General features: G+C 72.5%; 14 protein-coding genes. 10 read left to right on the plus strand and 4 right to left on the minus strand.

Going from position 1 to position 19097, the window contains the following annotated elements; translation table 11 throughout:
* Window positions 1–53: 53 nt before the first annotated feature.
* From IEZ31_RS11765 to IEZ31_RS11795, 7 genes are all read left to right on the plus strand, one after another.
* Window positions 54–1676, plus strand: a complete 1623-nt coding sequence (locus tag IEZ31_RS11765; RefSeq protein WP_190249826.1) for an ABC transporter substrate-binding protein — start codon at window positions 54–56, stop codon at window positions 1674–1676.
* Between the two features lie 4 nt (window positions 1677–1680).
* Window positions 1681–2601 carry an ABC transporter permease gene (locus IEZ31_RS11770; protein ID WP_190249827.1) on the plus strand — a complete coding sequence of 307 codons (921 nt, stop codon included), beginning with the start codon at window positions 1681–1683 and terminating at the stop codon, window positions 2599–2601.
* A gap of 5 nt (window positions 2602–2606) precedes the next feature.
* Window positions 2607–3464, plus strand: a complete 858-nt coding sequence (locus IEZ31_RS11775; RefSeq protein ID WP_190249828.1) for an ABC transporter permease — start codon at window positions 2607–2609, stop codon at window positions 3462–3464.
* The gene (locus IEZ31_RS11780) at window positions 3464–5056 is read left to right on the plus strand and encodes a dipeptide ABC transporter ATP-binding protein (RefSeq protein ID WP_190249829.1); all 1593 of its coding nucleotides are present in this window, start codon (window positions 3464–3466) and stop codon (window positions 5054–5056) included. Before IEZ31_RS11775 ends, IEZ31_RS11780 begins: the two co-directional genes overlap by 1 nt.
* 949 nt (window positions 5057–6005) lie before the next feature.
* Window positions 6006–6704: a GNAT family N-acetyltransferase gene (locus tag IEZ31_RS11785; RefSeq protein ID WP_229834735.1), complete on the plus strand. Its 699-nt coding sequence runs from the start codon at window positions 6006–6008 to the stop codon at window positions 6702–6704.
* A 69-nt stretch (window positions 6705–6773) separates the two neighbouring features.
* Window positions 6774–7376, plus strand: a complete 603-nt coding sequence (locus tag IEZ31_RS11790) for a mycothiol-dependent nitroreductase Rv2466c family protein (protein ID WP_190249830.1) — start codon at window positions 6774–6776, stop codon at window positions 7374–7376.
* Between the two features lie 18 nt (window positions 7377–7394).
* Window positions 7395–7931, plus strand: coding sequence for a hypothetical protein (locus tag IEZ31_RS11795; protein WP_190249831.1), 537 nt, complete (start codon window positions 7395–7397; stop codon window positions 7929–7931).
* Here the strand turns inward: IEZ31_RS11795 and IEZ31_RS11800 are convergent.
* The 3 genes from IEZ31_RS11800 to IEZ31_RS11810 all read right to left on the minus strand — a co-directional run bounded on the left by IEZ31_RS11800 (window position 7918) and on the right by IEZ31_RS11810 (window position 11009).
* Entirely contained in the window at window positions 7918–8709 is a 792-nt protein-coding gene (locus IEZ31_RS11800) for an IclR family transcriptional regulator domain-containing protein (RefSeq protein WP_190249832.1), read from the minus strand. The two genes, IEZ31_RS11795 and IEZ31_RS11800, sit on opposite strands and share 14 nt — an antisense overlap.
* 11 nt (window positions 8710–8720) lie before the next feature.
* Window positions 8721–10160: an amidohydrolase family protein gene (locus IEZ31_RS11805; RefSeq protein ID WP_190249833.1), complete on the minus strand. Its 1440-nt coding sequence runs from the start codon at window positions 10158–10160 to the stop codon at window positions 8721–8723.
* Window positions 10161–10268: 108 nt separating this feature from the next.
* Window positions 10269–11009 (minus strand): alpha/beta hydrolase, encoded by a 741-nt coding sequence (locus IEZ31_RS11810; protein WP_190249834.1) that lies wholly within the window; start codon window positions 11007–11009, stop codon window positions 10269–10271.
* A 574-nt stretch (window positions 11010–11583) separates the two neighbouring features.
* Here IEZ31_RS11810 and IEZ31_RS11815 point away from each other — a divergent pair.
* From IEZ31_RS11815 to IEZ31_RS11825, 3 genes are all read left to right on the plus strand, one after another.
* Window positions 11584–13320 carry a glycosyltransferase family 2 protein gene (locus IEZ31_RS11815; protein WP_190249835.1) on the plus strand — a complete coding sequence of 579 codons (1737 nt, stop codon included), beginning with the start codon at window positions 11584–11586 and terminating at the stop codon, window positions 13318–13320.
* On the plus strand, window positions 13317–14489 hold the full coding sequence (locus IEZ31_RS11820) for a glycoside hydrolase family 26 protein (protein WP_190249836.1): 1173 nt from the start codon (window positions 13317–13319) through the stop codon (window positions 14487–14489). The genes IEZ31_RS11815 and IEZ31_RS11820 overlap by 4 nt, the downstream gene beginning before the upstream one ends.
* Before the next feature lie 89 nt (window positions 14490–14578).
* The gene (locus IEZ31_RS11825) at window positions 14579–17629 is read left to right on the plus strand and encodes an Hsp70 family protein (protein WP_229834771.1); all 3051 of its coding nucleotides are present in this window, start codon (window positions 14579–14581) and stop codon (window positions 17627–17629) included.
* Between the two features lie 467 nt (window positions 17630–18096).
* Here IEZ31_RS11825 and IEZ31_RS11830 read toward each other — a convergent pair whose 3' ends face one another.
* Window positions 18097–19071 carry an Lrp/AsnC family transcriptional regulator gene (locus IEZ31_RS11830; protein ID WP_190249838.1) on the minus strand — a complete coding sequence of 325 codons (975 nt, stop codon included), beginning with the start codon at window positions 19069–19071 and terminating at the stop codon, window positions 18097–18099.
* Window positions 19072–19097 lie beyond the last annotated feature (26 nt).

The raw sequence follows: 19097 nt of genomic DNA on the forward strand, positions 1-19097 counted from the left end.
CACACACCCACGCCGCACGTTCGAACTTTCGCCACGTACATTGAGGATCTTCTATGCGTAGATACCTTGCCGTGCTCGCCGCCGTCGGCTTACTCCTGTCGGGTTGCAACGGCGCCGCCGCGGAGCCCGACGCCGACGCCGGCGCCCCGGTCCAGGGCGGCTCGCTCACCTGGGCCGTCGAGACCGAGCCGATCACCTTCAACCCGCACCAGTACGCGCAGGCCAAGGCCCGCCTGCTGGTCTGGAACAGCTTCGAGGCGCTGCTCACCCACGACGACAAGGGCGGCTACCTGCCCTGGCTCGCCAAGTCCTGGGACGTGTCGGCCGACGGCCTGACGTACACCTTCAAGCTCCGCGAGGGCGTCACCTTCCACGACGGCGAGCAGTTCGACGCCGCCGCGGTCAAGGCCAACCTCGACCAGCTGCTGGTGCCCGGCTACGCCCCGGGGGTGGCCTCGACCCAGCTCAAGAACTACCAGGATGCCAAGGTCGTCGACGCGGGCACGATCGAGGTGCACCTCAAGCAGCCCGACGTGCTGATCCTCGACTTCTTCTCCTCGCCGCAGGGCGCGCAGGTCTCACCGAAGTCGCTCAAGAGCCCCAACCTCAAGGCCGGCGGCCCCGACGTGGTCGGCACCGGGCCGTTCATCCTGGACCGCTACTCGAAGGGCCAGGAGGTCCACTACAAGCGGAACCCGGCCTACCAGTGGGCGCCGGAGAACGCCGGCCACCAGGGCCCGGCCTACCTCGACGAGGTCACCTACCGCTTCCTCAAGGAGTCGTCGGTGCGCGTCGGCGCGCTGACCTCCGGCCAGGTCGACGTGGTCGAGGGCGTGCCCGCGACCGAGCAGGAGCTGATCAAGGGCGACCCGAACCTCAGCTTCAGCCAGCACCTCAACAGCGGTACCGCGTACAACTACTACTTCAACCAGACCCGGGCGCCCTTCGACGACATCCGGGTGCGCAAGGCCTTCCGCGACGCGGTCGACGTCGACGCCGTCCTGCAGGGTGTGTACCGCGGCACGGCGACCCGCGCGTGGAGCGTCGTCAGCCCGTCGAGCCAGTTCTACGACGCCTCGCTGGAGAAGACCTACGGCAACAACCCGGCGAACGCCAACAAGCTCCTCGACGAGGCCGGGTGGGCCACGAAGGACGCCGAGGGCTTCCGCACCAAGGACGGCAAGCGGCTGACCGCGCGCATCTTCCTCTCCGCCCCGTTCGTGCGGGACAAGCGCGACATCCTCGCCCAGGCCGTGCAGGCTGCGGTCAAGCAGTCCGCCGGCATCGACCTGCAGGTCAAGGTCGTCGACCAGGGCACCGCGAACGACGCGCTCACCAAGGGCGACTTCGAGGTCTTCGACAACTCCCGCGCCGACACCGACGCCGGCGCCGCGCTCACGCTGATCCTGCCCAAGGGCGCGCCGATCAACCGGCACGGCTTCAGCTCGCCGGAACTCGACGCCCAGGTCGCCCAGGCCCAGGCCACGCAGGACACCGCCAAGCGCAGGGAGCTGTACCTCAAGCTGCAGCAGGCGGTGGTCGCCGACAACGCGACGCTGCTCCCGCTGTACGCGCCGCAGGACCAGATCGCGGCGCAGAAGCAGGTGGGCGGGCTGCGGTTCGAGCCGACCGCCGGGGTGCCGGGCAGCGCCTACAGCGTCTGGATCGGCAAGTAGCACCATGCTCGCCGCGATCCTGAAACGGCTGGGCAGCGGGGCGGTGGTCCTCTGGGCCGCCGCCTCCGCGGCGTACCTCGCGCTGCGGCTCGCCCCCGGCGACACCATCGACACCCTCGTGGGCGACGGGCCCGACACGCCGGTGATCCGCGCCCAGATCGCCCGGGACCTCGGCCTCGACCGGCCGGCCGTCGTGCAGTACGTGGACTACCTCTGGCGACTGCTGCACGGCGACTTCGGCCGCTCCTACGTGCTGCAGCGGCCGGTGGTCGACATCATCGGCAGCCAGGTCTGGCCGACCGTGAAGCTGACCCTGGTGGCCTCGGCGTTCAGCGTGGTCATCGCGGTCGGCCTGGCGGTGCTCACCGCCGGCCGGGCGCGCTGGCTGCGCGGCCTGGTGTCCGGCGTCGAGCTGACCGTCGTGTCGGCGCCCGGCTTCCTCATCGGCATCCTGCTGCTGAGCGTCTTCTCGTTCCGGCTCGGCTGGTTCCCGGTCTCCGGCGACCGCGACGCGTCCGCGCTGGTCCTGCCGGCGCTCGCGCTCGCCCTGCCGATCGGCGGGGTGCTCAGCCAGGTCATCCGGGAGGGCCTGGAGCGGGCGCTGGACGAGCCGTTCGCGGTGACCGCCCGGGCCCGCGGCCTGACCCGGCTGGCCCTGGTCTGGCGGCACGCCCTGCGCCACGCGCTGCTGCCCGCGGTGACGCTCGCCGGCACGCTCATCGGCTTCATGCTGAGCGCGGCCGTCGTGGTCGAGCGGGTGTTCGGCCGGCCCGGCCTCGGCGAGGTCGCCACCGAGGCCGTCGGCAGCAAGGACATCCCGGTGGTGCTGGCCGTGGTGATGCTGGCCGCCGCCATCTACGTCGCGCTCAGCCTGCTGGCCGACCTCGCGTACCTGCTGATCGACCCGCGACTGCGGAAGGGCTGAGCACGATGGCGATCACGCTTGAGGCACCCACCGTCCTCGTTCTGGAACCTCGCCGCCGGCGGCTCCCGGCCCCGGGTCTCGTCGCCGCCGTGGCGTTCCTGGCGGTGGTGCTCGTCGCCGTCGCCGCGCCCGGTCTCGTCGCCGGCGCCGACCCGCTCGCCGCCGACCCGATGCGCGCGCTGGAGGCGCCGAGCGCTGCGCACTGGTTCGGCACCGACCAGCTGGGCCGTGACGTCTTCACCCGGGTCGTGCACGGCGCGCGGTACTCGCTGAGCATCGGGGTCGCCTCGACCCTGCTGTCGGTCGTCGTCGGCGGGCTCGTCGGGCTGGTCGCCGGGCTCGCGCCGCGCGCCGTCGACGAGGTGCTCAGCCGGGCGCTCGACGTGCTGTCGGCGTTTCCCGAGGTACTGCTGGCGCTGCTGTTCATCGCGTTCACCGAACCCGGCACGGGCAGCCTGGTGCTGGCGATCGCGCTCGCGTTCGCGCCGCGGTACGGCCGGATGGTCCGGGCGCAGACGCTGCTCGTGCGGCGGTCCGGCTACGTCGAGCAGGCGGTGACGTTCGGACTGTCGCGCGTGCGGCTCGTCTGGCGGCACGTGCTGCCCAACGTGCTCGGCCCGCTGCCGATCCTGGCCACCATCGGCCTCGGCGCCGCGGTCGTGAACGCCGCCGCGCTGTCGTTCCTCGGCATGGGGCCGCAGCCGCCGTCGCCCGAGTGGGGCGCGATGCTCTCGGAGAGCCGCAACTACCTGCGCGTCGCCTGGTGGGCGGCGATCCTGCCGGGCGCCACGCTCACCCTGACCGTCATCGCGCTCACCGCGGTCGGCCGCCGACTGCAGGCGCGGTTCGAGGGGAGGCACTGATGGCGCCGCTGGTGTCCGTGGAGAACCTGCGCGTGACGTTCCCCGGCCCGATCGAGGCGGTGCGCGGGATCAGCTTCGAGGTCGAGCGCGGCGAGTGCGTGGCGATCGTCGGCGAGAGCGGCTCGGGCAAGAGCGTGACCGCCCGGACGCTCGTCGGGCTGGCCGGCGACTCGGCGACGGTACGGGCGGATCGGCTGGTCGTCGACGGCCGCGACACGGCCGGCTTCACCGACCGCGACTGGCGCCGGCTGCGCGGCCGCGCGACCGGCCTGGTGCTGCAGGACGCGCTCGTGTCGCTCGACCCGCTCAACACCGTGGGCCAGGAGATCGGCGAGGTGCTGCGCACGCACCGCATCGGCACCGCGGCCGACCGCGCGTCCCGGGTGACGGCGCTGTTGTCGTCGGTCCACGTGCCCGAACCGGCGCTGCGCGCCCGCCAGTACCCGCACCAGCTCTCCGGCGGCCTGCGCCAGCGCGCGCTCATCGCGTCGGCGATCGCGGCCGACCCGCCGCTGCTCATCGCCGACGAGCCGACCACCGCCCTCGACGTCACCGTCCAGGCGCAGCTGCTGCGGCTGCTGGCCGAGCGGCGCGCGGCCGGCTCCGCCCTGCTGCTCGTGAGCCACGACCTCGCCGTGGTGGCGGGGATCGCCGACCGGGTGCTCGTGATGCGCGCCGGCGAGATCGTCGAGCAGGGCCCGGCCGCTACGCTGTTGTCGGCGCCGTCGCACCCGTACACCCGGCTGCTCCTCGCCGCCGTCCCCACCGCGGCGTCGCGCGGGCAGCGGCTCAGCGTGGTCGAGCGCACGCCGCTGCCGCCCCGCGCGGTCTCGCCGGAGCGGATCGTGCTGTCGGCCACGGGCGTCCACAAGCACTACGGCGCCCGGCACGCGGTGAACGACGTATCCTTCGCCCTGGCGCGCGGCGAGACCCTCGGCGTGGTCGGCGAGTCCGGCTCGGGGAAGACGACGCTGGCCCGGATCGCGCTCGGCCTGGTCGAGCCGTCGTCCGGCACGGTCCGCCTCGGCGACGTACCGTGGACCGGCGTGCCCGAGCGCCGCCGCCGCCCGCACCGGCGGCGGCTGCAGGTGGTGTCGCAGGATCCGTTGAGCTCGTTCGATCCGCGGTACACGGTCGAGCAGCTGGTCGGCGAGCCGCTGCTGTTGCGGGGCCGGGCGCGGCGTGACCGGGTGGTAGAACTGCTGGAGCGGGTCGGGTTGGGCGCGGCTGACCTGCGCCGGCATCCGCGGCGGATGTCGGGCGGGCAGCGGCAGCGGGTGGCGATCGCGCGGGCGGTGGGCCCGCGCCCGGACGTGCTGGTGTGCGACGAGCCGGTGTCGGCCCTGGACGTGTCGATCCAGGCCCAGGTCCTGGACCTGCTGGCCGACCTGCAGGCCGCCGACGGCACGGCGCTGCTGTTCATCTCGCACGACCTGGGGGTGGTGCACCACTTGGCGGACCGCGTGCTGGTGATGCACGAGGGGCGGGTGGTCGAGGAGGGCCCGGTGACGTCGGTGTTCACGGACCCGGCTCACGGGTACACGCGCGAGCTGCTCGCGGCGCTACCCACGCTGGAGGCCGCCCGTTCTTGACGCCGTCGCGGCAACCTCTGGCCGGGGCGCACCGTGCTTGAGCGGTATTCCTGTTGTTCCTGACAGGAGTGCCATCGGGGCGAGTCCCATTGACCCCGGCGGGTGGCGCCGCGGGTCGAGCCTGCGGCGGCTCTGCGGGCGACCTCCGCGTCGCCGCGGCCGGGGGACTCATTATTCGACGTTGGTCGATCTACCCTCACGTCGGGGTCGGAAAGCGAGGGTGGATCGACCAACGTCTCAACCCAAGCAGGGCGACCAGGCGAGGACCCACAAGCACCGCCAGGACATCGCGGAGCGCGGCGTCGGGCCGGCACACGGCAACACCCGTTGACCAACGGACAGAGACGCGACGATCGAGCCCACACCGGCCCTGCGGGCGGCCTCCGCGTCGGCGCGGCCGGGGGACCCATTTTTTCGACGTTGGTCGATCTACCCTCACGTTCGGGTCGGAAAGCGAGGGTAGATCGACCAACGTCTCAACCCCAGCAGGCCAACCAGACAGGGACCCGCACACACCACCAGGACACCCACACGGACAGACCCGCTGACCAGCGGACAGTGACACCACGATCGAACCCGCGCCAGCCCCGCCCAGCGGGCGACCCGGCCCCGCGAGCGACCCGATCCCGCGGCGCCCCCGCCCAGTGAGCAGCCCGAGCCCCGCGCGCGACTCCCACCCGGCAGGCAACCCGAGGCCGCGTGCGACCGCGGCCTGGCGCGCGACCCCAGCATCGTCGGCGCAGCAGGCACAAACGTGAGACGTTGGTCGATCTACCCTCACATCGGGACCGAAAAGCGAGGGTAGATCGACCAACGTCTCAGCCACAGCCGACGGGCCAGGCGGGCGCCCGCGCGCCGCCAGAGCATCCGCGAGGAGAGCGACGGCGCGAAGTCCTATTATTTGAATGGGATATCGACAGCACAGCCGCGTGGATCTAGCGTTGGGGTCGTGAGTCCTGGCGGGGGTGTGACGGACGGTGTGCTGGACAGTCCGGCGTGGGCGGCGCTCGCGGGGCCGCACCGGCGGTTCGCGGAGGTGAGCGGGCGGGCGGTGCGCTACCACCCGGACGTCGCGCCGTTCGCCGCCGTGGCCCCCGACGCCGGCGACGACGTCTGGGACGACCTCGCCAAGCTGGCCGGGCCCGGCCAGGTGGTCACCGTCGTCGGCGCCGCTCCCCCGCCGCCCGCCGGGTGGGAGGTCGTGCTGGAGATCCCCGGCGTGCAGCTCGTCGACGTCGAGCTCGACGCCGCGGCGGACCCCGAGGCGGTACGGCTCGATGAGACGGACGTGCCCGAGATGATCGACCTGGTCGAGCGTACCCAGCCTGGCCCGTTCCGGGCGCGGACGATCCAGCTCGGCACGTACCTCGGCCTGCGCGACCGGGGGAAGCTCGTGGCGATGGCCGGCGAGCGCATGCACCCGCCCGGCTGGACCGAGATCAGCGCGGTGTGCACCGACCCGGCGTACCGCGGCCAGGGTCTCGCGACCCGCCTCGTCAGAGCGGTCGCGGCCGGCATCCGCGCGCGCGGCGAGCAGCCGTTCCTGCACGCCTCGGCGTCGAACACGACGGCGATCCGGCTGTACGAGGCGCTCGGCTTCCGGCTGCGGCACCGCCTGACGTTCCGGGTCGTGCGCACCGCGGGCTGAACTTGGCCCAGTGAACCGCGCCGCGAATTGGCGCTTCTCCGGACCAAGCCGGCGTCGTCTGATCGAGGGGTGACGAACGTTGACCTGTGGTTCGACCCGAAATGTCCGTGGGCCTGGAACGCCTCGCGCTGGCTGCTGGAGGTGGAGCGCGTCCGGCCGGTGACGGCCCGCTTCCACGTGATGAGCCTCTGGCTGCTCAACCGCGACCGGGACGGGCTCGAGGCCTGGTACGCCGAGTGGCTGCGCGACACGCTCGGCCCCGTGCGCGTGCTGGTGGCGGCCGCCGAGCGCTACGGCGAGCCGGTGCTGCGCGACCTGTACACGGCCGTCGGCACCCGCATCCACCACGACCGCGAGCCGATCGGCCCCGCCCTCTACAAGGGTGCCCTCGACGCCCTGGGCCTGGACCAGGCGCTGGCCGGGGCGGCCGACGAGGACACATACGACGAGGCGCTGCGGCGCAGCCACCACGCCGGCCTGGACCCGGTCGGCGAGGATCTCGGCACGCCCGCGATCCACGTCGGGGACACCGCCTTCTTCGGTCCCGTGGTTTCGCCGGTACCGCGGGGAGAAGCCGCGGGCCGCCTGTTCGACGGCGTCCTCGCGGTGGCGGCGACGCCGGGCTTCGCGGAGCTCAAACGGGCCCGCAACGGGTCACCGCGAGTGGACTGACGGCTGCACAATGAAGTCATGTTGCCGCCGGCCCCCGCGCCCGACGCCGTGCTGTTCCGCACCATGCCCTGGCGGACGGCGGGCTACTTCGCCGTCTCCGCGCTGGCCACCTGGGCCGCCGTGGCCACCGCCGACACGATCATCGCCGCCGCGGCCGGAAGCCTCGAGCGCGGCCTGGAGTACGCGTTCTCGCTGCGGCTGCTCGTTCCCCTCGCGATCGGCATCGGACTGGGCTTCTGGATCGCCTCGCCGACCCGGGCCTGGACCCGGGTGTCGGCGGTGGGCGTGGAGATCGGCTCTCCGCGCTCGGTCCTGATCGCGTTGCCCGACGTCGAGACGGCGGTGCGCCGCGACCGCTGGATCTTCACCACCGTGGACATCGTGCCGCGGCCGGACGCGCCGGTCGCGCTGCAGGAGGCGAAGGGGCGGCTGCCGATGCTGCGGGTGCGCGGCGGCCGGCGTGGCTATCCGGTCTGGCCGGCGCTCTACGCCGGCGGGACGGACGCGTTCACGGCCGCCCTAGCGGGGCACGGCGTCGAGGTCAGGCGACCGTAGCCGGCACGGCGTCCAGCAGCGCCCAGTCGTGGCTGATGTCGGCCGCCACCCGCAGCAGCTTCGGCAGGTGGTGCTCGGTGAGGTGCTCCACCGAGGTCTCGGCGGCGTGGACCGTCACGTTGATGGCGGCGACCACCCGGCCGTCGCCGTTGCGCACGCCCGTGGCCACCGAGCGGATGCCCGGCGCCAGGTCCTGGTCGGCCAGCGCCCAGCCCTTCGCGCGGACCTCGCGCAGGGCCGCGTCCAGGGCCGCCCGGTCCGGGTGCCAGTGCGGCTCGATGCCGGCCCGGCTGGGCTCGTCGAGCACGGCGGTCAGCTCGTCGGGGGTCAGGGCGGCCAGCAGTACCTTGCCCATGGAGGTCGCGGGAGCCGGGAAGCGCGTGCCGATCTGCACCGCCAGGGTGACGATCTTCGGCACGGCCACCCGGGAGACGTAGACGATGTCGGAGCCGTCGAGCTGCGCCATCGAGGTCGACTCGCCGGTCTGCGCGACGAGCCGCTCCATGTGCGGGCGGGCGACGTCCCAGACGCTGAGCGCGTTGACGTACGCCATGCCGAGCTCGAGCACCCGGGGGGTCAGCGCGAAGCCGCGGTCGGAGCGGACGTAGCCCAGCTCCTCCAGCGTGAGCAGGATGCGCCGGACGGTGGGCCGGGCCAGCCCGGTCTCGCTCGCGACCTCGCTGAGCGTCATGACCGGGCGGCCCGGCTTGAAGCAGCGCAGCACGTCAAGGCCGCGGGCGAGAGCCTCGATGAAGTCCGGTCCCGCGTCGCGCGCCATCGGCTGCTCCTTCAGTCGTTCCCGCCATGCTTCCACTGGGCGGAGCCGGCGTCCCACTCGGTGTACGTGTAGGGATTGTCCAGCACCTTCGTTTCCGGGATGTCGGGGTTCATGCCCCGCCGCCAGGCCTCGTCGCCCATGACCCCGACGAGGTGCTCGACCGTGCGCTCCACGGCGGCGCGGGCCCCGGCCAGGTCCACGTCCACGAGCCGGCCGTCGCGCTTCACGACCCGGCCGTCGACGAGCACGGTGTGCACGTCGGCGCGCTGGGCCTGGAAGGCCACGTGGCCGTAGGGGTTGAGGATCGGGAACATCACCGGCGAGTGGTCGTTCTTCAGCAGCACCACGTCGGCCTTCTTGCCCACCTCCAGGCTGCCGACCTTGCCGTCGAGGCCGAGCGCCTTCGCGCCGCCCCGGGTCGCCCAGTCGACGACCTGCTCGGCGCGCAGGTGCACGTGGGTGACCGTGTCGGCGCGGCCGTGGGCCTCCATGTGCTCGCGGGAGCGGTCGGCGCCGAGGGTCGAGCGCATGGCCGAGAACAGGTCGCCGCTCCACCAGACGCTCGTGTCCATCGACAGCGAGACGGGGATGTCGTGGTCGCGCAGCTGCCAGGTGGGCGGGTACCCCTGCCCGGCGCTCTGCTCGCTCTCGGTCGAGACCGAGACGGAGCCGCCGGTGGCGGCGATGCGGTGGTACGAGTCGTGCGTCAGCGTCGCCGCGTGCACGTAGATCGTCGACGGGGTCATGAACCCGTGCTCGTGCATGAGCCGGATGCCGTCGTCGTTGGTCGCGCCCCACACCCCGGCGTGGGTGGTCACCGGCACGCCGAGCTCGCGGGCCACCTCGAACGCCGCCTTCTCCGGGAACGCCGGGTCGCCGGTGACGTCGAAGGCCATCTGGAAGCCGAGCATGTCGTCGCCGGGCCGGATGCGCCGGCTGACGAAGTCGCGGAACTCGGGGCTGGCCGACCACTCCCACGGCCCCTGCTGGATGTTGCCGTAGGCGAGCACGAAGCGGCCGGGGACGGACTGCAGGGCGTCGACGGCCGCGTCGGCGTGCTGCGTGGTCTGCAGACCGTGGGACCAGTCGACGGTGGTGGTGACGCCGGCGTCGAGCGCCTCCAGTGCGGCGAGCACGTTGCCGGCGTGGACGTCCTCGGGGCGGAAGTGCTTGCCGGACTCCAGGTAGTACCAGACGAAGTACTGCGTGAGCGTCCAGTCGGCGCCGTAGCCGCGCATCGCCGTCTGCCACATGTGCCGGTGGGTGTCGATCATGCCCGGCATGACGATGCCGCCGGAGGCGTCGATCTCGGTGGCGCCCTCCGGGGCGGTGAGGCCGGGCCCGATCTCGGCGATGCGGTCGTCGACGACCAGGACGTCGGCGGCGGGGTGAACCGTGTGGGTGTCGTCCATCGTGAGGACCAGGCCGTTGCGGAAGAGCACCGCGCTCATCGCAGTCTCCAATCTCGGACGTAAGTCCGCCAGGCGGTCAGACTGGTCAGTGACGGAATTCTCATCCCGCTAACCAACAGTGTCAACGCCTGGCGGACAGATGTCCGCTCAGCGGCCCGGCAATGGCAGCCAAGCCAGGACATCCCGGATTCGCGCGTCCCAGTAGGCCCAGTCGTGCGCGCCGGGGCCGAAGTCGTCCGTCAGCGGTACCCCGCGCGCCGCGCACGCGTCGCGGAAGGCGACGTTCCCGGGGTACAGCGGATCCTCCGTCCCGCAGGCGACGTAGAGGGCCGGGGGCTCGGCGACCGATCCGAGCAGGTGGAAGAGGTCGTCGTCGCTGCCGGGCACGGCCGCCGGGTCGCCGAAGATCCGCTGCCACATGCGCGGGTCGACCGGGCGGTCCAGGGTGGGGATGCGGGTGGCGAGGTCGAGCACGCCGGACAGGGCCGCTGCGGCGGCGAACCGCTCGGGGTGGCGCAGGGCGAGCTTCAGCGCGCCGTAGCCGCCCATGGACAGGCCGGCGACGAAGGTGTCCTCGCGGCGCCCGGACAGCCGGAAGAGGCGGCGGGCCGTGTGCGGCAGCTCCTCGGCGACGAACGTCCAGTACGGCCGGCCCCACACCTCGTCGGTGTAGAAGCTGCGGTGCACCTGGGGCATGACCACCGCGACGCCGCGGTCGGCGGCATAGCGCTCGACGGACGTGTAGCGGGTCCAGGCCGTGTCGTCGTCGGTGAGTCCGTGCAGGAGGTAGAGGGTCGGGAAGTCGGTGCCCGTCTCGGGCAGCAGCACCGTCATCGAGGTGCCGAAGCAGAGGACGTCGGAAAAGAAGTCGCAGCGCAGCAGGGCCATCCTTTCACTCTAGAAACAGTCGGGAAATTGACAGGATCACGGTCAACGGTTGCGCGCTCCTACCAACGTGAGCCAGGTTTCTTGGAACGGTTCCAACAAGATGCACGGATATGTCCTGTCGGATCTCCTACATTCCGCCGGAAACGGGCCTGACGCGATCTTTGTGGAACCGCTCCCATCGAGCGTAACCCCAGCTCAGAGCCGTGATCAAGAATTGTCGCCGGCACCCCCCACCGACCGTTTAACCGACTCTGCGCGATGGCCCGTTGCGCCTACGATCAGCCTTGCCCGAGGGGGTGAATGGTTGCCGGGAAAAGGATCGGAGGCCGGGTCGTTGCTGGACACTGCCGCGCCTCGATCGGCGACACCGGAAACGGTCCCCGCAAAGCGGCCGAAACCACCTCGGAAGCGACTGACGCGCGCCGAGCGAAGGGCCGCGCGGCGGCAGCGCAAGCTCGCCGAGACGCACCGGTCCTACGAGGCCTGCAACGAGCTCGCCGGTCCGCTGACCACGCCCGGCGCGCCGCACCAGCCGGTCGTCTTCCGGCACACGGCGCGCCCGTGGCAGCGGGTCATGCTCACCCTGCTCATCGCCGCCAACTTGCTCACCGGCCTGGTCTTCCTCGGCTGGCTGGTGCTGCCGCAGCACATCCCCGGCCCGCGCCTGCTGCACGTCGGGGCGGGCGACTGGCACGTGATCGTCGCGCGGGTGGCGTTCTGCTTCGTCGTGCTCGTCGAGGCCGTGCGGCTGCTGCAGAACATCGCGGTGTGGGTGTTCGCGTGGAAGGCCCGCGACCCGGTGCCGATGGTGCCGGAGCGCGGCCTGCGGATCGCGATGCTCACCACGATCGTGCCGTCGAAGGAGCCGATCGACGTCGTCGAGCGCTCGCTCATGGCGATGCAGAAGGTGCGGTACCCGGGACAGGTCGACATCTGGATCCTGGACGAGGGCGACGACCCGCGGGTGAAGGCGATGGCGAAGCGGCTGGGCGTGCACCACTTCAGCCGCAAGGGCCGGCCGGAGTTCAACCAGGAGCACGGGGCGTTCCGCGCGAAGACCAAGTCGGGCAACCACAACGCCTGGCGGGCCACCCACGAGCACGTCTACGACGTCGTGGCGCAGATGGACCCGGACCATGTGCCGCTGCCGAGCTTCCTGGAGCGGACCGTCGGCTACTTCCGCGACCCCGACGTGGCCTTCGTCGTGGCGCCGCAGGTGTACGGCAACATGTACAACGGGTGGGTCGTGCACGGGGCCTCGGTCCAGCAGTACCTCTTCAGCGGCCTCATCGAGCGCGGCGGCAACGGCCTCGACGCGCCCCTGCTCATCGGCACCAACCACCTCTACCGGCCGCTCGCCTGGGCCCTCATCGACGGCTACCAGGACTCGATCATCGAGGACCATCTCACCAGCATGGTCGTGATGGGCGCGAAGAACCCGCTCACCGACCGCCGGTGGAAGGGCGTCTACACGCCCGACGTGCTCGCGATCGGCGAGGGCCCGACCAGCTGGACCGACTACTTCAACCAGCAGAAGCGCTGGGCCTACGGCGTCTGGGAGATCCTGCTCCGGCGCAGCCGCCCGCACCTGCGGCGCCTGTCCGCCGCCCAGCGGATCTGCTACGGCCTCGTGCAGTCCTACTACCCCAGCGTCGCCCTGTCGGCGGTCTCCGGCGTCGCCGCCACCGCCGCCTACCTGGGCCTGGGCGTCAACGCGGCACAGATCGAATGGAAGCTCTGGCTCGGCCTGTGGGGCGCCAGCATGGGCACCTGGGCGGTGCTGTGGCTCTGGCTGCGCCGGTTCAACCTGGCCCGTCACGAGCGCAAGGAGATCGGCGTCCACGGCATGTTCCTGGCGCTGTTCGCGGTGCCGGTCTACGTCGCCGCGGGCACGGCCGCGCTGCTGCGCCGCCCGCTCGCGTACGCGGTGACCGCCAAGGGGCGGCTGCGCAGCGTCGACGGGCCGCGGACCTTCCGGACCCACTTCGTGTGGGCGTTCGTCGGTGCCGCGCTGATCGGATCGAGCTTCTACTTCGGGTACGACTCGATCGCCCTGCGCTTCTGGGCCGGGCTGTCGGTCGGCGTCGGGCTGTTCCCGCCGCTCATCGCGTTCTGCACGTGGCTGCGCGACCGGCGGCTCGAGGAGCCCGAGGAGGAGGAGCTGCCCCCGACGCTCATCATGACGATCAAGGCGACGGCGTCGGCGCACGCGTCCCTCGACGTGTCCGACCTGCCCACCGTCGCTGGGATTCCGGCGGTACCGCACGCCGGCGTGCCGGCGCCCCGGGTGCCCCTGGGGGACAGCGCATGATCACGCTTCCCCGGATCATGTTCCTCACCCTGCTGCTCGTCGGCGGCTACGTCTTCGTCGTCGCGCCGCGCGTCGAGACCTCGCCCGTGGCGCGGTGGGAGACGAAGGTGGCCGAGCCGACGCCGACCTTCACCCCCTCGCCGGCGGCGAAGGACCCGTCCCAGTTCCCGCCGGCGGGCAAGGCGTTCTTCGGCATCTTCACCGAGCGCGGGCCGGGCGACCTGACCGACTACAACGGGTTCGTGCGGGCCGCCGGCAAGGCGCCGCAGGTCATGATGTTCGCCCAGGGCTGGGCCACGCACAAGAAGTTCGACCGGCAGCCGTTCGACCGGATCGTCAACCGCGGCATGCTGCCGATGCTGGGCTGGGAGCCGTGGGACTACCGCGTGGAGTCCAAGGTGGACACCGAGCGCGGCACCCAGCCCGCGTACCGCCTATCGAAGATCACCGACGGCTCCTACGACGCCTACATCCGCTCGTACGCGGAGGGGATCAAGGCGCTCGGCTACCCGGTGGCGCTCCGGTTCGCGCACGAGATGAACGGTTACTGGTACCCCTGGTGCGAGTCCGCCAACGGCAACAAGCGCGGCGACTACGTGGCGGCGTGGCGGCACGTCCACGACCTGTTCGACGACGCCGGGGTGCGCAACGTCATCTGGGTGTGGAGCCCCAACGTCGTCTACGAGAACTCGACGCCGCTTTCCCAGCTGTACCCCGGGGACGACTACGTCGACTGGGTCGGCCTGTCGGGCTACTACGGCACGGCCGGCATGGAGACCTACCAGACCTTCGAGCAGATCTACCGGAACACGCTCAGCGAGCTGAAGTCGGTGTCGAAGCGGCCGATCGTCGTCACCGAGGTCGCGGCCACCGACGCCGCGGGGCGCAAGGCGGAGTGGATCACCGACCTGCTCAAGACGCTGCCGAAGCATCCGGAGATCATCGGCTTCATGTGGTACGAGTCGGTCAAGGAGACCGACTGGCGGATCGCGGCCTCTCCGGCGGCTTCGGCCGCGTTCGCCGCCGGGGTCGCCACGCCGTACTTCTCGGCGACCTGGGCGCCCGACACGGTGCCCCGCCGGACGCTGCCCGCGGTGGCGGCGTCGCCGGCGCCGTCCGCCTCGCGGACCTCGGCCTCGCCGACACCGTCGGCCTCCCGATCGAGATAGTGCTTGTTGTCGTACCTCGCCGCTAGCATGGCGCGCACCGGTCAATCGTCCTAGGAGATCTCGATGTTGGGTAGGCCGTCGTGGTGAACATGGCGCCCGGCGGGTTCGTCGTCGGCATCGACCTGGGCACGTCCAACACCGTGGCCGTCATCCGGTCCCCCGACGGGCGCCGCCGTCCCGTGCTCTTCGACGGTGCCCCGCTCATGCCGTCGGCCGTGTTCCTGCAGGACAACGGGCAGCTCGCGGTGGGCCGCGACGCGCAGCGGCTGGCCCAGCTCGACCCGGGCCGCTATGAGCCCAACCCGAAGCGGCGCATCGACGAGGCGTCGGTGCTGCTCGGCTCGGTGGAGATCCCGACCGTGCAGGTGCTCGCCGCCGTCCTGCGCGCGGTCGGCAACGGCATCAGCGAGATCACCCGGTTCCCCCCGCCCGCCGTGCTGACCTACCCGGCGTCGTGGGGCCAGATGCGCCGCTCGCTGCTGCACGACGCGGCCGTGGCGGCCGGCTTCCCGCAGGTCACGCTGGTGCCCGAGCCGGTGGCCGCCGCGCGGTATTTCATCAGTGCGCTCAACCATCCGCTCCCCCGCGGCTCGGCCATGGTCGTCTACGACTTCGGCGGCGGCACGATCGACATCGCCGTGGTCCGCAACGACGAGCAGGGCTTCGTCGTGATCGGCTCCGGCGGCCTGGAGGACGTCGGCGGCCTCGACATCGACGCGGCCCTCGTGGAGCTGCTCGGCGAGGTGCTGCGCACCTCCCAGCCCGACGTGTGGCGCCGGCTGGAGCAGCCGCTGACCTCGCAGGACCGCCGCGACCGGCGGCTCTTCTGGGAGGACATCCGCGGCGCCAAGGAGATGCTGTCGCGCACCACGGTCGCCCCGGTCTCCGTCCCCGGCGTCGAGGCCGCGCTCCACCTGACCCGCGAGGAGCTGGAGCGCAAGATCGGCCCGATGATCCGGCGCACGGTCGCCGAGACCGCCCGGGTCGTCCAGCAGTGCCAGCTCAAGCCCGAGCAGCTCGCCGGCATCATGCTCGTCGGCGGCTCCTCCCGCGTGCCGCTCGTGGCCCGCATGCTGCACCGCGAGCTGCAGGTCGCCCCGACGGTGCTCGAGCAGCCGGAGCTCCCGGTCGCCGAGGGCGCCGTGGTCCACCCGGCCGAGCTGACCACGGACGGCCGCTTCGGGGTGGCGACCGGGTCCGCCTCGGTCGGCGGGCCCGCGGCCGCCGGGTTCGGGGCGCCGCCGCCCGGCACCGGCTACGGCCTGCCGGCGGGTCAGGCGTCGCCGGCCGCCTACGGGCCGCCGCCGGGGCAGACCACCGGGGGCTACGGGCAGAACGCGCCGGCTTACGGCGCGCCGGCCGGGCAGACCGGGCAGGGCTACGGACCGCCGCCCGGGCACGCTTATGGAGGGCCCGCCGGGCCGGCATCGCCGGCCGGACCTGGTTACGGAGGGCCGGGCGGGCAGGCGTCGCCGGCCGGGCAGACCGCCTACAGCGTGCCTGCGCAGTCGGCGCCGGCCGACGCCGAGCTGGCCACCGGTCAGCCGCTCTGGGGCGAGCAGGAATACCGGCCCGCCCCCGTCGAGCAGCCGTTCACCGACCCCACCGGCGGCGGCGCCCCGTCCGGCTACGTGCCGTCGCCGCCCCCGGGCGCCGAGTCGGTCCAGCAGTTCCACGTGCCGCCCCAGCCGACGCCGTCGGGCGGCATTCCGGTCCAGACCGGCTACGGCCCGGCGGCCTCGGCCGCGCCCACCTCGGCCCCGCCGGTCTCGGGCGTGCCGTTCTCCGCCCCGCCCGTGTCCGGCGTGCCGTCCTCCGGGCGTTCCGGCGTCGTCTACGGGTCGGGCACCGCGCCGGTGTCGTCGATGCCGTCCATCAACACGCCCGTGTCGGGCGTGCCCGTCAGCGGCCCGGCGGCGCCCACCTATCCGGTGACCGGCGCCCCGGTGTCCCCCGTCTCGCCGGCCGCGGCCCCGGTGTCGCCGGGGATCGCCCCGGCCGCCGGTTACTCGGCCTCGCCCATCGCCTCGCCGAAGCCCCCGACCTCCCCCGACGACCCGGTCGTCGCCCCGCCGAAGCCGCCCGTGGTCGACCCCGGCGGCGGCAAGCGCCGCGGCGCGCTCATCGCCGCCCTCGTGGCCCTGGTGGTGCTCATCGGCGGCGGCGCCTGGGCCTGGACGGCGCTGCGCGACGACGGCGGCGACAGCGGCGGCGAGCAGACCCCGGACCCGATCGGCGCCTGGTCGAAGCTCCCCGACGTGCCGACCGCGCTCAACGGCAACAAGACCGGCGTCGAGGGCGCCGGCGCGGCGGTCGTGAAGAACAAGCTGTATGTGATCGGCGGCTTCACCGCGCAGGACCCGCGCAAGCAGATCGACTCGGTCTGGGTCTACGACCTGGGTCAGGGCGACGCGGGCGAGTGGAAGCAGGGCCCGGACCTGCCGAAGCCGCTCAGCCACATGGGGGTCGTGGTCGACCGCAACGACACGCTGTGGGTGCTCGGCGGCTGGGCCAACGACGGCGCCACCAACCAGGTGATGCAGCTCAGTTCCGACGGCCTCTCCTGGGACCAGAAGGCGCCGCTGCCGGAGCCGCGCCAGACGGGCGCCGCCGTGTTCGACGGCTCGGGCATCATCTACGCCGGCGGCACCTCGAAGGACGGCAACGCCACCGACACGATCTTCGCCCTGAACAAGACCGGCGACGGCTGGGACTCCATCGGCAGCCTCCAGCATCCGCGGGAGAAGCTGGCCGCGGTGAGCGACGGCGCCGGCAACGTCCTGTTCATCGGCGGCATCTACAAGAAGCAGGAACTCGTCTACAACGACGTCGAGGTGCTCTCCAACCGCAAGCCCAAGGGCACCGACCTCAAGCTCGACCACCCCCGCGAGGGCCCGGCGGGCGTGAACATCCAGGGCATCGGCCTGTGCGTCCTGGGCGGCAACAACGGCAACACCGAGTTCTTCGACTGGTGGTGCCAGGACCCCTCGAAGACCCCGCTCCTACCGAAGCTGGCGATGCCCCGCTCGGGCATCGCACTGGCCACCTCGGGCGGCGCGGTGTACGCCATCGGCGGCTACAACACCCCCCAAAACCTCCACGGCACCAGCACGGTGGAGGTCTTCCGCCCGAACAGGTAGCACGGCTCCGAACGGCGCCCGGCCTGCCTCCACCCGGGCGCTGCGCCTGAACAGGCTGACGCGATCGGCCGAGGCTGTCCGGGGGCGCCGGCACACGCTCCGCTCAGCCGCGCCAACCCGGCCCGGCTCGGCCACCGTCCCCACCCGGCCTGGCCCGGCCCGGCCCCGCCCGGCTCGGCCCGCCCGGCTCGGCTCGGCGCCACCCGGCTCGGCCCGGCTCGGCTCGGTTTGATCCTGCCAGATTTATTCCGGTTTAGCCCGGTTTGGTATCGCCCGGCCTAGCCCAGGTTGGCGCTGGGATTGGCCGGCGTGGGGCGGTGCGGTCGCCGGGCCATGATCGATGGCGAGTTTTGGTTGCCATGGCAGCCAGATCGTTCCCACGATCATGAGAGCGCCCGGTCCGCGCGCGGCACGACGGCGTGGGCATGATTGGGTTCGGCGCTGTGCCGACGCACGGAGTGCCGTGATCATGAAGGGCGGGGAGTCGGTAGCTGTAGGGCGCCTACCTGCTTCACGTGGCGGAGGGTTGGGGCGGTCTCCACGCGCTCCACGCCCCGCAGTGGGCCCACTCGCCTCGTCAGGTATTCGTAGAGCGCCTGCATGTCGGGGCAGATCACCGTTGCGAACAGGTTCGTCTCGCCCGTCGTGGCCACCACGAACACTACCTCCGGGTGGCCGGCCAGCGCCTGGCCCACCGTCGCCAGGTGGGCCGGGGCCACCGTGAGCCACAGCATCACCCGGACCGGGTAGCCGAACAGCGACGGCTCCAGCTCCACGTCGAAGAACAGGGCGCCCGTCCGGCGCAGCTGGTCCAGGCGGCGGCGGACCGTGGACTCGGACCAGCCCGTTGCCCTTGCCAGTTCCGGGTAGCCCAGGCGGCCGTCGCGGTTCAGCGCCGCCAGCAGGGGGCGGTCGGCCGGGAGGAGTTCGGGGCGGCCCTCCGGTGTGCCGCCCGTGCGCAGCGCGGCGGCCTCTTCCGGTGTCAGGGACGAGTCGCGGGCCTCGCCGCCCACCGGGCCGCCGGCGAAGTGGTGGATCAGGCAGTGGGCGCGCACCGCGACCACGCGTGGGGTGCGGGGGAGCTTCTGGAGCAGGAGCTGCTCGCGGTCGGCCGGGTCGGGGTTCTGGATGTGGCACGTCACCTCGGTGCCGCCCGATGCGAGCGTGACCCACGACGTGTCCGGGCGGCGGGCCAGCGCGTCCGCGATGGCGGCGGCGCTGTCGGGCGTCGCCTGCAGGCGGATCATCCACATGTCGTAGCCGAGGCGCACCCCGTCCGGCAGGCCGGCCACGCGCAGGCCGGCGTCGGCGCGCAGGCGGCGATACCGGCGCGCCACCGTCTGGTCGGAGACCCCGAGCACGGTGGCGAGCGTGCTGAACGGGACGCGGCCGTCGATGCGCAGGGCGTCGGCGATGCGGTGGTCGAGCGTGTCGAGTTCCACCAGGTCACGTTAGCCAATGTCGGAAT

This window comes from Dactylosporangium sucinum (assembly GCF_014647515.1).
In the GTDB taxonomy this organism is placed as follows: domain Bacteria; phylum Actinomycetota; class Actinomycetes; order Mycobacteriales; family Micromonosporaceae; genus Dactylosporangium; species Dactylosporangium sucinum.

Bases quoted from the DNA above. Each gene is read 5' to 3' on its own strand.
- IEZ31_RS11765 (WP_190249826.1), top strand. From the start codon at position 54: ATGCGTAGATACCTTGCCGTGCTCGCCGCCGTCGGCTTACTCCTGTCG.
- IEZ31_RS11770 (WP_190249827.1), top strand. From the start codon at position 1,681: ATGCTCGCCGCGATCCTGAAACGGCTGGGCAGCGGGGCGGTGGTCCTC.
- IEZ31_RS11805 (WP_190249833.1), bottom strand. From the start codon at position 10,160: ATGAGCGCGGTGCTCTTCCGCAACGGCCTGGTCCTCACGATGGACGAC.
- IEZ31_RS11795 (WP_190249831.1), top strand. From the start codon at position 7,395: ATGTTGCCGCCGGCCCCCGCGCCCGACGCCGTGCTGTTCCGCACCATG.
- IEZ31_RS11775 (WP_190249828.1), top strand. From the start codon at position 2,607: ATGGCGATCACGCTTGAGGCACCCACCGTCCTCGTTCTGGAACCTCGC.
- IEZ31_RS11810 (WP_190249834.1), bottom strand. From the start codon at position 11,009: ATGGCCCTGCTGCGCTGCGACTTCTTTTCCGACGTCCTCTGCTTCGGC.
- IEZ31_RS11825 (WP_229834771.1), top strand. From the start codon at position 14,579: ATGGCGCCCGGCGGGTTCGTCGTCGGCATCGACCTGGGCACGTCCAAC.
- IEZ31_RS11815 (WP_190249835.1), top strand. From the start codon at position 11,584: ATGCTCACCCTGCTCATCGCCGCCAACTTGCTCACCGGCCTGGTCTTC.
- IEZ31_RS11820 (WP_190249836.1), top strand. From the start codon at position 13,317: ATGATCACGCTTCCCCGGATCATGTTCCTCACCCTGCTGCTCGTCGGC.
- IEZ31_RS11800 (WP_190249832.1), bottom strand. From the start codon at position 8,709: ATGGCGCGCGACGCGGGACCGGACTTCATCGAGGCTCTCGCCCGCGGC.
- IEZ31_RS11780 (WP_190249829.1), top strand. From the start codon at position 3,464: ATGGCGCCGCTGGTGTCCGTGGAGAACCTGCGCGTGACGTTCCCCGGC.